We start from the raw sequence: 11,994 nt of genomic DNA, 5'->3' as shown, positions 1-11,994 counted from the left end.
GTCTGTCTCCGAACTCCGTTTTGCCAAAGGAGCCATCAACCCCCAGCGCATCCGCATGGGCGACCCCGTGTGGCGCACCCAGGACCCGAGCCTGAACGCCCGCGTCAAGCCGCTGCTGGACAGTGCCGACCCTGTGTACACCCGCCCGATTGACGCGCATTTCGTCGGACGGGTGGGCGAAGTGCCGCAGCTGACGCTCTCGGATGAACTGGGCCACTCGGTCACGGTGGCGGGAGGAGCCCCTCTCTCGGAAGCCAGAAACCGCGCTCTGGACGAGCAGACCCTACGCGAACAACTCGGCAAGCTGGGCGGCACGGGCTACCACTTGGGCGAACTGACCACCGAACTTGCAGGCGCGGGCTTCCTGCCTGTGTCGGCGCTCAACGCCCTGCGGCGGGAAGGGGTGGAAGCGCTGACGGAGGTACGCGGTAAAGCACCTGAGCGTAGGGTTGCAGAAGGCAAAAGGCTAAAGGCAGAAGGCCAGCCTGTGAGCCATCAGCCTTCTGCCATCCGCCATCTGCATGTTTTAGTCCGTTCCCCCGACCAACTCACCGCCGCCCTCGCCCAGCGTCCCGACTCCATCACGCTGGACTATCTGGAACTCTACGGCCTCAAGCCCAGTGTGGAGAAGGTCAAGGCGGCGGGGATTCCCGTCCGTGTCGCCAGCCCGCGCATCCTCAAGCCCACCGAGCAGAACTTGCAGAAGTTTTTGTTGGGGCTGGGGGCGGAGATTCTGGTGCGCTCAGGTGGACTGCTGGAAGGCTTGCAGAAATCGTTGGTGGAACAGGACAGCCAGACCATCAACCATCAACCATCTACCATCAACATCACGGGTGATTTCTCCCTCAATGCCGCCAACGTCCTCACCGCCCGCGCCCTGCTGGACATGGGCCTCACGCGGCTGACGCCCACGCACGACCTCAACGCCCGTCAGGTGGCGGAACTGGCGGGCTTGGTCGGCCCCGAGCGGCTGGAAGTCATCGCCTACCAGCATTTGCCCGTGTTTCACACCGAGCACTGCGTGTTCTGCCGCTTCCTCAGTAGTGGCACCGACTACACCAACTGCGGGCATCCCTGCGAGTCGCACAAGGTCGCGCTGAAGGACGAGCGCGGCGTGCAGCACCCCGTCATGGCGGATGTGGGCTGCCGCAACACGGTGTTTGAAGGACGCCCGCAAGTGGCTGGCACCCACCTTCAGACTTGGCTGGACGCGGGCTTGCAGCATTTCCGCCTGGAATTCGTCCACGAGTCGCCCGAACAGGTGCGCGAAGTCATCGCTGCCCACCGCGCCTTCCTCAACGGCGAAATTGGTGGGCTGGAACTGGAAAACCGCCTGCGTGAGGTCTCCGAGCAGGGCGTGACCGAGGGCAGCCTGTTCGTTCCCGACGGCTTTGACGTGCTGCCCGCGCTGCCGATGCTCTAAGCCACTCGCCTGCCACTTGACCTTCCGGCCCCCCGTCCCCCAGACTTCTTGCCAAATCCGAAGGCAACGCTTGCCCGCTCCGGCACGACCTCCCGCAAAGTTTGGGACTGCTCGTGCCGGAGCCTTTTTTCTGGATTTCTGGAGGACCCTATGCAGATTCAAAGCCAGCCCACAGCCCAGCACGACCACACCCCCGGCTACACCGAACGGCTCGGTGTTCCCCTCGGTGGACACGTCCGCGTGCGCCTGCGAACGACCCTGCCCGTGCTGGGCGTGAGGCTCAAGGTGGTGCAGGTCGGTGAAATCGAGACGCTGCCCGCCCAGGAAGTGACCGGGCTGGCGGGCGAGGGCCGCTGGTTCGAGGCGCAGTTGCCGCTGCACGAAGCCCGCACGCGCTACGCCTGGCAACTCGACCTGTCCGGCGACCACCTCAACCTGACCCGGCTGGGGCTGCACCACTCGCGCCGGGGCTTCCGCTCCTGGTTTCAGTATCTGGCGGGCTACGCGGCCCCCGAATGGGCCTGGAAATCGGTCTTCTACCAGATTTTCCCGGACCGTTTCCGCAACGGCGACCCCGAAAACGACGTGCAGACCGGCGAATACATTTACGAAGGCCGCCCCGTCGAGCGGGTGGACTGGAACCATCCGGTAGACGCCTGGGGCGACATTCACGGGCACTACGGCGGTGACCTCGTGGGCATCACCCAGGCGTTGCCGTACCTCAAAAACTTGGGCATCACGGGGCTATGGCTCACGCCGATTTTCACCTCGCCCAGCAACCACCGCTACGACATCACCGATTACCGCGCCATCGACCCGCATCTGGGCGGCGAGGCGGCCTGGGACGAACTGGTGGCGGGCGCGGAGGCGGTTGGAATCAACATCGTGCTGGACGGCGTGTTCAACCACATGGGCAACGAGAACGCGCTGTTTCAGGCGGCCCTCGCCTCGGAGGACGCGCCTGAGCGGGCGATGTTCACCTGGCGCGAGGAGGCGGGCAAACCGCCCTACCACTCCTTTTTCGACGTGCCGACGCTGCCCAAAATCGACTATGCCAACGAGCGGGCGGTCGAGGAATTTTTCAGCGGCGAGCAGAGCGTGGTGCGTCACTGGCTGCGGCGCGGCGCGTCGGGTTGGCGGCTGGACGTGGCCCACATGCTCGGCAAGGGCGGCACCGAGGCCGACAACCTGCCCCTGCACCGCACCCTCAAAGCGGCGGCGCGACAGGAAAAGGCCGACGCTTACGTCTTCGGTGAACGTTTCTATGACCCCGAACTGGCGCTGGACGGGCAGGGCGAGGACGGCGCGATGAACTATCACGGCTTCGGGCTGCCCGTCATGCAGTGGCTGGCGGGCGCGACTTACTTCAACGAGCCGAGCAAACTGGACGGCGTGGAACTGGCCGACATCCTCTGGGACGCCTACCACGCGCTGCCGCCCCAGACGGCGCTGAACATGTTCAACCTGCTCGAATCGCACGACATCGGGCGGGCGCACTGGCGACTGGGCGGGAGCCGCACCAAGTACCGCGCCGCCCTGACCCTGCTGATGGCCTACGCGGGCGTGCCGTGCCTGTACTACGGCAGCGAAATCGGCCTCTCGCAGTCGCGGGACGGCAACATGCCCTGGTGCCGCGAGCCGATGCCCTGGGACGAGGCGCAGTGGGACAAGGAACTGTTGGAACAGGTGAAGGCGCTGGTCAAGGTTCGCCGTGAAATGCCCGTGCTGCACAGCGGGGCGCTGCGCTTTATTCATGCCGAGGCTGACGCGATTGCCTTGCTGCGCGAGGTGACGGACGCGGACGGGCACGCCGCGCAGGTGGTCGCCGTCGCCAGTCGCCGCACCGAACCTCATGCCGTCACCCTCACCCTTCCGGGAGGCGAGTGGCAAGACGCCCTGAGCGGCGAAACGCTGGCGGGCGGCGAGGTCACGCTGGACGCGGCAGGCGGACGACTGCTGCTGAGAACGCGCTAGACTTGCCCCAAATGGCACAAGCAGACAGGATGGCGCTTTATCGGCAGTGGGTCGAGCTTCTGGGCTGGCTGGAGGCCGAGGCCCAGGTGCGCGGGCTGAACATCGACAAGGTCGCGGATTTTCCCGACTACATCTACCGCATGGAGCGGCCCTACGACCTGCCCACCACCATCATGAGCGTGAGCATCAGCCAGGGAGGGCAAGCCCTGCTGGTGGCGGCGGTCAGTCCCCGCCATGTGGACCTCGGCGGCGTCAGCCTGCGCCTGATGGGAGGCAGCAAGCACTGGCACCTCCACGCGGGCGAACATGGCCTGCTTGAAGGCAAGCGCCCCTTCACCCGTGAGCGTCTCGGCGTGCTGCTGGACGGCATGATGCAGGGCAAGGGCACACTGGCGGTCTGAGGAAGAGGGGAGAGGGTGGAGAGCGAAGGGTTTTATTCCCTCAACTCTCCACCCTCCACCCTTTACATGCCTTCCACTTCTTCCCGCGTGGGCGCGTAGGCTCCGGCGTGGGCACAGGTCACGGCAGCCGTCCGCAGGCCAAACTTCAGGTGCTCTGTCCAGAGGGCTTCCGGGTGCTCGGCAGCGCTGACCAGCAGCCCGGCGCACAGGGCGTCACCCGCGCCGACCGTGTCCACCACAGTTACGGGCACACTGGGCAGACTGACCTGTCCGGCGCTGTGGTAGAGGGTCGCGCCGTCGCCGCCCCGCGTGACCACGATGGGGCAGCGGGGGTTCAGCCCGCGCAGTTCCTGCATGGCCCGTTCCTCGGTGGCCCCCGGAAAGAAGAAGGCCAAGTCTTCGTCGCTGAACTTCATCAGGTCGGCGCGGCGAGCGACGGCAGCGAAGACCCCCGGATAGTCGGGGTGACGGTGGGCGATGCGGGCGTTGGGGTCGAAACTGACCTTGACCCCCGCCGCCCGTGCCGATTCGATGACGCCGAGCAGCGTGTCCGCCAGCGGCCAGCGGGCCAGACTGATGCCGCCCACATGCAGCCAACGGGCCGCGCCCAGCCAGCCTCCCGGCAGCAGGGTGGGGTCGAAGTGCAGGTCGGCGCTGTTTTCGCCCAGAAAGCGGTACTGCGGCGGCTGGGTGCTGTAGACCACTGCCATCAGCGTGGGCGCGGGCACCGCCTGCATGAACCGGGGGTCCAGTCCCGCTTCCAGCGACTCGCGGCGCAGGTCGTCCCCGAAATTGTCCTGCCCCACCGCTCCGGCAAAGGCGCTGGGCATCCCCAGCCGCGCACAGGCCCGCGCCACGTTCCACCCCGCGCCGCCGGGGTGCGCCTGCCAGGTGCGGCCCCCGGCGGTCACGAGGTCGGTCAGGGCTTCGCCTGCGCTCACAATCAGCGGAAGGGGGGTCATGGCCCCAGGATACGGGCGGCTCCGGCACGAACATAGACCCCCGGGGCATAGCGGCGGTTCAGTTCCCGGCTGCCGCCTGCAACGCTTCCAGCAATTCGGCGGGGCTGCCCAACACGTACTCCTCGGCGTTCAGCCCAGGCGAGCCGCCCGCCCGCAGCAGCACGCAGGCCACGCCCGCTGCCTTGGCCGCCCGCGCATCGAAAATGGTGTCGCCCACGAACAGCGCCTGCTCTGGCTGCACCGCCGCCTTCTTCAGCGCCACTTGCAGCACGTCGGGGTGCGGCTTGGTCTGCTCGACTTCGTCCGAGCGCACCCGCAGCGGCACGAGGTCGGCCACGCCGATGTGCTCCAGCAATTGCTCCACGATTTCGTCTTCGCCGCTTGAGGCCAGCACCACCGTCAGGCCCGCGTCCTGTGCCCATTCCAGCAGCTCGCGCACCCGCTCGAAGCCGTGCAGGTCGGGAATCTGCGGCTCGAATTGGTCCTGCCAGCCCTGAACGAGTGCCTTGCCCAGGTCACTCTCGGCGTCCTCGCCCGTCAGTTTGGGCACCAGCAGGTCGCCGCCCATGCCGATAAGGGCGCGGACTTCGCTTTCCTCGCGCCCTATGCCCTGGTCGGCCAGGGCCTGCACCCAGGCGCGGGCGTGGGCGTCGTTGGAGTCCACCAGCGTGCCGTCGAGATCGAGCAGCAGCGCCCGGAGGTCGGGGATGGTGGGCAGGATAGGGTTCGCAGGGGAAAGACGCATACCGGGTCACGTTACGCCCCTTGCGACGCTCCTCGGCTTCGGAAAACCTTGAACGAATGCGCCCCCAGCGGCGTGGCGGCACACACTGGGGGAATGTCAGAGACTCCTTTGGTCATCGTTACGGGCGCGGCGCGTGGCATCGGGCGGGCCATCGCCGAACTGTACGCCGAGCGCGGTCATCCGGTCCTGAGCGTGGACGTGAAGTTGCCGCCTGTCCTGAAGGGCCAGCGCCGCCTCAAGGCCGACATCGCCACGCCCGCCGGACGTACCCGCATTGTCGGGGTCGCCCGCGCACACGGCAGCGTCGGCGTGCTGGTCAACAACGCCGCCTATCAGGACGCGCACGGCAGCGTGTTGGAAGTCAGCGAGCGTGGCTGGGCCAGAACGCTGAATGTCAACCTGACTGCGCCGCTGCTGCTCACCCGTGCCCTGGTGGACCTGATGCCTGCCGGAAGCGCGGTGGTCAACGTCGCCAGCGTGCAGGGTCTGTTTGCCGAGCAGAACAATGCCGCCTACAACGCCTCCAAGGGCGGGCTGGTCAACCTGACCCGCGCCATGTGCCTCGACCTCGCGCCGCTTGGCCTGCGGGTCAATGCCGTCGCCCCCGGCGCGATTGCCACCGAAGCCGTCTTGCAAGCCATAGAGGACAGCGCCGACCCGCAGCAGACCCGGCGCGACTACGAAGACCTGCACGCCCTGCGCCGCCTGGGAACCCCCCGCGAAGTCGCCCAGCTCGTCTACTTTCTGGGCAGCGCCGAGGCCAGCTTCCTGACCGGGGCCATCGTGCCGGTGGACGGCGGCATGACCGCCAGTTTCATGATGGCGGGGCGGCCTGTTTGATGATGGAAGCGGCGTGACAGCAGAAGCAGGCGGCCCTGGACTTTGCCGGGGCCGCCTGCTTTTTTCCCAACCTTACTCGGCCTGACGCTGCACGCCCACTTCGTCGCGCACGGCCTGCGAACGGGGCCAGCTCAGCAGCGCGATGATGAGGGTAAAGGCAATCATGCTCAGCACCGGAATGGTCAGGATGGTGTTGAGCGGCGAATTGTCGCCCCAGACAGGCCAGGGGGTGTTGCATGCCGCCGATGCGTTGACGGTGCAGGCCTTGATGGTCGGCACGACGCCCCAGGTTTCCAGATTCTGAAATAGTGCGATTCCGAAGCCTAGAGCAGCCAGCGGAATCACGTAGCGCCGAATCCGGTAGTCGCTCCAGAAGGCCGCCAGCCCCAGCACCAAAGCCAGCGGATACATGAAGATGCGCTGATACCAGCAAAGGGGGCAGGGATTGAACTGCTTGACCTCGCTGAAGTACAGGCTGCCGATGGTGGACACCAGGGCCACCAGCCACGCCAGATACAGCCGGGTATCGCGGCTCATAGGCTTACTGCTTGAGGGCTTCGTCGATGGCAGCCGAGATGTCCTTGACGTAGTCGCCCTGGACATTCACACGCTTGCCGTCAACGAAAACGGTAGGGGTGCCCGTGACTCCGGCGTTGACCGCTTCCTGCTTGTCGGCTTCGACCTGTGCCGCCGTCTCGTCGTTGTCGAGGCAGGTGGCGAACTTGGCCTGGTCGATGTCGAGGCTGCCCGCCAGGTCTTTCAGGCGCGACTTGGTGAAGAAGACTTCGGTTTCCGGCCCCTGGGCGCGGAACAGGATTTCCTTGTAGGTGTTGAAAGCGTCGTTCTTGCCCTGAACATAGACGCAGCGGGCGGCCTGCGCCGCGTACTTGCTGTCGTCTTCGGGAAGCTTGACCACTTCGGTGGAGATAAAGGGGTAGACCAGCGAGTACATCTTGACCTTGCCCGTGCCGACGTACTTGTTGCGCAGTTCGGGAGCGGCGTTTTCCTCGAAGCTCTTGCACGCGGGGCACTTGAAGTCTTCGACGACCACCACGTTCACGGGCGCGTCGGCTTGGCCCGCGTAGGGCAGGTTGGCGTAGGTGAAGGTCTGCGCGTCGCCCACCGTGGCTGCGCTCTTGCCCCGCACGGCGAACAGGGCCAGGGCGATAAGGGCCGCGGCAATCAGGGTGCCGATAATCAGCACGCTGCGGTTCTGGTTGTTTCCGGAGAGTCGAGTCATTCTGCCCCGCAGTCTAACGTCTGTTGCGGCTGCGCTGATGCCAAAGTGCTGAGAACCATGACGGGGGGAACGTTCAAAACACCACCGTCTTGTTGCCGTGCACTAGCACTCGGTCTTCGGCGTGGGCCTTGACGGCGCGGGCCAGCACCTGCCGCTCCACGTCGCGGCCCAGACGCATCAGCGTTTCGGGCGTTTCGCGGTGGGTGACGTGCAGCACGTCCTGCGCGATGATCGGCCCGGCGTCGAGTTCCTCGGTGACATAGTGACTGGTCGCCCCAATCAGCTTGACGCCCCGGTTGAAGGCCGCCCGGTAGGGGTTGGCCCCCACGAAAGCGGGCAAGAAGCTGTGGTGAATGTTGATGACAGGCCGCCCGAATTCGCGCAGGAAATCGCCGCTGAGCACCTGCATGTAGCGCGCCAGCACCGCGAAGTCCGCGCCCGCCTCGCGCATCAGCCGCAGTTGCTCGGCCTCGGCTTCGGGCTTGTTGTCCTTGCTGACGGCAATGACGTGAAAGGGAATCCCGAACATCTCGGCGTCGCGGCGCAGGTCTTCGTGGTTGGACAGAATCAGCGGAATCTCGACATTCAGTTCGCCCCGGCGCTTGCGCCACAGCAGGTCCAGAAAGCAGTGGTCGTAGCGGCTGACCAGCACGACCATTTTCTTGGGCTGGCTCGATAGGTTCAGTTGCCAGTCCATGCTCAGCGGCTCGGCTACCACCTGGGTAAAGGCCCGCGTGAAGGCGTCCCGCGTGTGGTCAAGGCCCGGCAGGTAAAACTCCATCCGCATGAAAAACGTGCCGCCCGACGGGTCGGTGCTGTGCTGGTCGCTGTGGATGATGTTGGCCCCGTGATTGCGCAGAAACTGCGACACGGCGGCGACGATGCCGGGCTGGTCGGCGCAGGTGATGGTCAGGGTGGCCGAGGTGGGCGCAGTGCTGGAAGCGGGGACAGGGTCGGAAGCAGACGAGGTCATCGGCGGCCAGAATAACCGAACGCCCCCGCCCGGCAGCACGTTTTTGTTGGGGACGGCGGGCCAGCGGCTTAGACTGCCCGCCATGACTTCCCTGCTCGCGTATGACCCCGCCAAGCACGCCGAACTTCTCGCGCACTACTGCCTGTATGCCCAGCCCGGCGAGCGGCTGCTGGTGGCGGGCAGCACGTCGGCCCTGCCCCTGCTGAGCGAACTGCACCGCGCCCTGCTGCGGGCCGGAGCGCGTCCGGTGCTGCGCCTGAACTACCCCGGACAGGATGAAGATGTGGCGACCCTGGCCCCTGACAGCGTGCTGGACGCCCTGCACCCCGCCGAACTGGACGACATGCGCCAGATGGACGGCTCGCTGCGGGTGATGGCCCCCGAAGCCTCCGCACAGACCCCCGACGCGTCCCGCATGGCCCGGCTGCTGGCTTCCCGCGCCGAACTCGCCAATCTGCGGGCAAGCAAGAAGTGGGCGCTGACCCTTTACCCGACCCCCCACGCGGCGGCGCAGGCGGGAATGGGGCAGGCCGAATTTGAAGATTTCGTGATGCGGGCCATGTTCCTTGACCGCGCCGACCCGGTGGCGGCCTGGGGTGAGGTGCGCGAGATGCAGGCCCGCCTGATCGAGCGGCTGTCGCGGGCCGACGTGGTGAGGATTGAGGCCCCCGGCACCGACCTGACCCTACGCGTGGGTGGGCGTACCTGGGCCAACAGCGACGGCAAGCGCAACATGCCCAGCGGCGAAGTCTTCACCGGGCCGCTGGAGGACAGTGCCGAGGGCGTCGTCACCTTTACCGTCCCAGCCGCCTACCAGGGCCGCATGGTGCGCGGGGCGCGGCTGGTCTTCCGGGCGGGGCAGGTGGTCGAAGCCAGCGCCGAGGAAGGCGAGGACGTGCTGCTTTCTGCCCTGGACACCGACCCCGGCGCACGTTTCCTGGGCGAACTGGGCATCGGCACCAATTTCGGTATTCAGCGGCCCAGCGGCAACATCCTGTTCGACGAAAAAATCGGCGGCACGGTTCACCTCGCCATCGGCAAGAGCTACCCCGAAACGGGCGGGCTGAACAAGAGTGCGGTGCACTGGGACCTGATTACCGATCTGCGGCCCAGCGCGGGCAAGGGGGGCGGGCGCATCTGGCTGGACGGCGAACTGTGGCAGGAAAACGGGCAGTTTATCGGCTAAAGGTGGTTATCCTGACCTCATGACCCGCCCTGATGCCGACCGCGCAGGCCACACCCAGACGCTGGAGCGCACCGAAACGAAAAAGCCGAGGCTCTGGCGGGTGCTGCTGCTCAACGACGACTACACGCCGATGGATTTTGTGGTGATGGTGCTGGAGCGCTATTTCCGCAAAACCGAGCAGGAAGCCGAGTTGATCATGCTGGCGGTTCACCACAAGGGGCAGGGGGTGGCGGGCGTGTACACCCGCGACATTGCCGAGACGAAGGTGGCGAAGGTGACGGCGCACGCGCGGCAGGAGGGGCATCCCTTGCGGGTGGTGGCAGAGCCGGAAGAGCCGTGAGCTTTGGGCTATGAACCGTGAGGGTAAGGCACTTGCATCTTTCGGCTGACCTGCCGCGCCTGTCTCTGCCCTAGCCTGACAGCATGTCTGAAGCTCTTCCGCCTGAAACGGCTTCACCGCAGGCCACCTTGCCACTGCCCGCCGCTGCGCTGATTGGGGCCGCCGTGGGGCTGGTTACTTCGCTTTACTTTGAACCGGGCTGGGAAAAGGTGTGGCCTCTGGGGTTGCTGGGGCTGTTGCCGCTGGCGTGGACGGCGGGCCTGGGCGCGGTGTTTTTGCCGACCAGCAGACAACGCTGGGGCGCACTGGCACTCGGCGCGGGCCTGGGCGTATTCGGGCTGTTGCAAGCGGACCTGGTGGTGCCGGAGGGGTCTTCTTTCCGCTATCTCAACGGCGGCGGCTGGGGCCTCATCGCGGCGCTGGGACTCGCTGGGTTGCTGCTGCTGTCGGGCTGGGAAGGCGGCAAGCGGCTGAGCGTGCGGGCCATTGCGCCTTTCGCCGTGTCGTCGTTTATCACCTTTGTGCTGGCGGCGCTGCTGGGCGGATTGTTTTACGGGCTGCTGGCGCTGGCGTGTGGGCTGCTGCAAGCGATTGGGATAACGCAGCCCGCCAAACTCATCCTGAACAACGTGCATGTGTTTTTGCCGTTGCTGCTGGGGGCTTCGGCGTTTTTCGTGACCGCGATTCGGGCGCAACCCTGGGGCCTGAACCTCACTCGCACGCTGGCGAACGTGCTGGGCTTTTTGCTGCCTGTGGCGTCGGGAATCGTGCTGCTGTTCGCCGCCGCGTTGCCCTTTGCCGCCCTGCAAAACACCGAAAAGCTGTACCAGGGCTTTCTGAGTTCGCCGCTGTACCTCACGCTGACGCTGGCGTTCGGGGCGCTGACGCTGGTGGCGTTTGCGGCCAAGCCCGTGCATTTGCCCCGCGCTGCACAGCAATTTTCGCGCTGGGCAGCCTACCTGCTGCCGCTCTACCCTGGGCTGGCGCTGTACGGCCTGAGCGTTCGCATCGGGCAATATGGCCTGACCGAAAGCCGCCTGCTGGGGCTGATTGGGGCCGTCTGGCTGCTGCTTTCGGCGCTAGCACTGGCCTTCACGCGCCTGAAGCCTGCCTTCGCGGGCCTCTCACGGGTGACGGTGGGCAGCCTCGCGGGACTGGCGGCGCTTTCGCTGCTATTCAGCGTCCCAGGTTTGCGTCCGATGGAATGGTCGGCCCGTTCGCAGGCGGCGCGGCTGACACGAAGCGACCTGACGACGTTGCAATCGGCAGAAATCGTAGAGCAGCTGGCCTACGACAGCGGCAGCCTGGGCAAGAGCCTGCTGGCCCGCCTCCCCGACAGCCAACTTTCGGAAACGGCCCGCAACCAGCGCAGGCGCAGCGGAGAGATGACCTTTCAGCAGTTCAGGGCAGCGCATTTTGGAGGCCGCGCTTATGTCGCAGAAACATGGAGACTTTCGGAGGGCAGTTTGCCGCTGTCCGCCGCCCAGAAAACCGAGCTGAAGCGCCTGACGACGGGCAAAATCAGCTTCGGCAATCCCATCTATCACGCCCATGTGATGCCGCTTTCCTCTGGTACGCGGGCGCTGGTCTACGGGTTCAGTTGGTATGAAGGGATTTGGGCCGACTTTGACGCAGCGGGCAAACTGGTGGGTTCAGGCACGTTTGCCTCACTGGAAAGGCCGTATCAGACGCAGAGCATCAACTGGCAACAAAACCCGTTTAACGCTTCTACACGCAGCGAAATCCTCAGCGTGCCTGTGGTGAAAGCGGGCGGGGCGACATTGATTTTGCGAGAGGGGAAATAAAAATCGGGGGGCTGGTCACTTCCCCCTTTTGACTCTGGATGCTTTACACCGCCACGTCTTCTTCCAGTTCCATGCGGCTTTCGCTCAGGGGCCGGGGTTTGTGGC

12 protein-coding genes are annotated in these 11,994 nt (G+C 65.7%); 7 read left to right on the top strand and 5 right to left on the bottom strand.

The genetic code is table 11. The features are described 5' to 3' along the window. The 3 genes from Q4C89_RS11330 to Q4C89_RS11320 all read left to right on the top strand — a co-directional run. The coding region (locus Q4C89_RS11330) for a DUF3656 domain-containing protein (RefSeq protein ID WP_303102722.1) at positions 1–1,423 on the top strand (1,423 nt) is incomplete at its 5' end. Between the two features lie 150 nt (positions 1,424–1,573). Next, entirely contained in the window at positions 1,574–3,397 is a 1,824-nt protein-coding gene (locus Q4C89_RS11325) for an alpha-amylase family glycosyl hydrolase (protein WP_303102721.1), read from the top strand. Between the two features lie 11 nt (positions 3,398–3,408). Next, entirely contained in the window at positions 3,409–3,798 is a 390-nt protein-coding gene (locus tag Q4C89_RS11320; protein ID WP_303102720.1) for an NADH-quinone oxidoreductase subunit 15, read from the top strand. A 62-nt stretch (positions 3,799–3,860) separates the two neighbouring features. Here the strand turns inward: Q4C89_RS11320 and Q4C89_RS11315 are convergent, their stop codons facing one another. Beyond that, positions 3,861–4,760, bottom strand: a complete 900-nt coding sequence (locus tag Q4C89_RS11315; RefSeq protein ID WP_303102719.1) for a carbohydrate kinase — start codon at positions 4,758–4,760, stop codon at positions 3,861–3,863. A 58-nt stretch (positions 4,761–4,818) separates the two neighbouring features. Continuing rightward, positions 4,819–5,505: an HAD family hydrolase gene (locus Q4C89_RS11310; protein ID WP_303102718.1), complete on the bottom strand. Its 687-nt coding sequence runs from the start codon at positions 5,503–5,505 to the stop codon at positions 4,819–4,821. A gap of 93 nt (positions 5,506–5,598) precedes the next feature. Between Q4C89_RS11310 and Q4C89_RS11305 the strand changes: the two genes are divergently transcribed. Beyond that, a complete protein-coding gene (locus Q4C89_RS11305) occupies positions 5,599–6,345 on the top strand; it encodes an SDR family NAD(P)-dependent oxidoreductase (protein ID WP_303102717.1) in 747 nt (248 codons plus the stop codon). A 72-nt stretch (positions 6,346–6,417) separates the two neighbouring features. Here the strand turns inward: Q4C89_RS11305 and Q4C89_RS11300 are convergent, their stop codons facing one another. From Q4C89_RS11300 to purU, 3 genes are all read right to left on the bottom strand, one after another. Continuing rightward, the gene (locus Q4C89_RS11300) at positions 6,418–6,882 is read right to left on the bottom strand and encodes a disulfide bond formation protein B (protein WP_303102716.1); all 465 of its coding nucleotides are present in this window, start codon (positions 6,880–6,882) and stop codon (positions 6,418–6,420) included. 4 nt (positions 6,883–6,886) lie between these two features. Further along, a complete protein-coding gene (locus Q4C89_RS11295; protein WP_303102715.1) occupies positions 6,887–7,585 on the bottom strand; it encodes a DsbA family protein in 699 nt (232 codons plus the stop codon). 73 nt (positions 7,586–7,658) lie between these two features. Continuing rightward, positions 7,659–8,558, bottom strand: a complete 900-nt coding sequence (gene purU, locus Q4C89_RS11290) for a formyltetrahydrofolate deformylase (protein ID WP_303102714.1) — start codon at positions 8,556–8,558, stop codon at positions 7,659–7,661. An 82-nt stretch (positions 8,559–8,640) separates the two neighbouring features. Between purU and Q4C89_RS11285 the strand changes: the two genes are divergently transcribed. The 3 genes from Q4C89_RS11285 (at position 8,641) to Q4C89_RS11275 (ending at position 11,889) form a co-directional block, all read left to right on the top strand. Next, positions 8,641–9,744 (top strand): aminopeptidase, encoded by a 1,104-nt coding sequence (locus Q4C89_RS11285; RefSeq protein ID WP_303102713.1) that lies wholly within the window; start codon positions 8,641–8,643, stop codon positions 9,742–9,744. A gap of 19 nt (positions 9,745–9,763) precedes the next feature. Then, positions 9,764–10,084: an ATP-dependent Clp protease adapter ClpS gene (clpS, locus tag Q4C89_RS11280; protein ID WP_303102712.1), complete on the top strand. Its 321-nt coding sequence runs from the start codon at positions 9,764–9,766 to the stop codon at positions 10,082–10,084. A gap of 83 nt (positions 10,085–10,167) precedes the next feature. Continuing rightward, a complete protein-coding gene (locus Q4C89_RS11275) occupies positions 10,168–11,889 on the top strand; it encodes a DUF4153 domain-containing protein (RefSeq protein ID WP_303102711.1) in 1,722 nt (573 codons plus the stop codon). The last annotated feature ends 105 nt before the right edge of the window (positions 11,890–11,994 follow it).

The organism is Deinococcus sp., assembly GCF_030523985.1.
GTDB lineage: Bacteria > Deinococcota > Deinococci > Deinococcales > Deinococcaceae > Deinococcus.
The sequence above is the reverse complement of the archived record's forward strand: the minus strand, read 5'-3'. Positions and strand labels throughout refer to the sequence as shown.

Bases quoted from the DNA above. Each gene is read 5' to 3' on its own strand.
- Q4C89_RS11300 (WP_303102716.1), bottom strand. From the start codon at position 6,882: ATGAGCCGCGATACCCGGCTGTATCTGGCGTGGCTGGTGGCCCTGGTG.
- Q4C89_RS11285 (WP_303102713.1), top strand. From the start codon at position 8,641: ATGACTTCCCTGCTCGCGTATGACCCCGCCAAGCACGCCGAACTTCTC.
- Q4C89_RS11295 (WP_303102715.1), bottom strand. From the start codon at position 7,585: ATGACTCGACTCTCCGGAAACAACCAGAACCGCAGCGTGCTGATTATC.
- Q4C89_RS11310 (WP_303102718.1), bottom strand. From the start codon at position 5,505: ATGCGTCTTTCCCCTGCGAACCCTATCCTGCCCACCATCCCCGACCTC.
- Q4C89_RS11305 (WP_303102717.1), top strand. From the start codon at position 5,599: ATGTCAGAGACTCCTTTGGTCATCGTTACGGGCGCGGCGCGTGGCATC.
- Q4C89_RS11325 (WP_303102721.1), top strand. From the start codon at position 1,574: ATGCAGATTCAAAGCCAGCCCACAGCCCAGCACGACCACACCCCCGGC.
- Q4C89_RS11275 (WP_303102711.1), top strand. From the start codon at position 10,168: ATGTCTGAAGCTCTTCCGCCTGAAACGGCTTCACCGCAGGCCACCTTG.
- purU (WP_303102714.1), bottom strand. From the start codon at position 8,558: ATGACCTCGTCTGCTTCCGACCCTGTCCCCGCTTCCAGCACTGCGCCC.
- Q4C89_RS11315 (WP_303102719.1), bottom strand. From the start codon at position 4,760: ATGACCCCCCTTCCGCTGATTGTGAGCGCAGGCGAAGCCCTGACCGAC.
- clpS (WP_303102712.1), top strand. From the start codon at position 9,764: ATGACCCGCCCTGATGCCGACCGCGCAGGCCACACCCAGACGCTGGAG.
- Q4C89_RS11320 (WP_303102720.1), top strand. From the start codon at position 3,409: ATGGCACAAGCAGACAGGATGGCGCTTTATCGGCAGTGGGTCGAGCTT.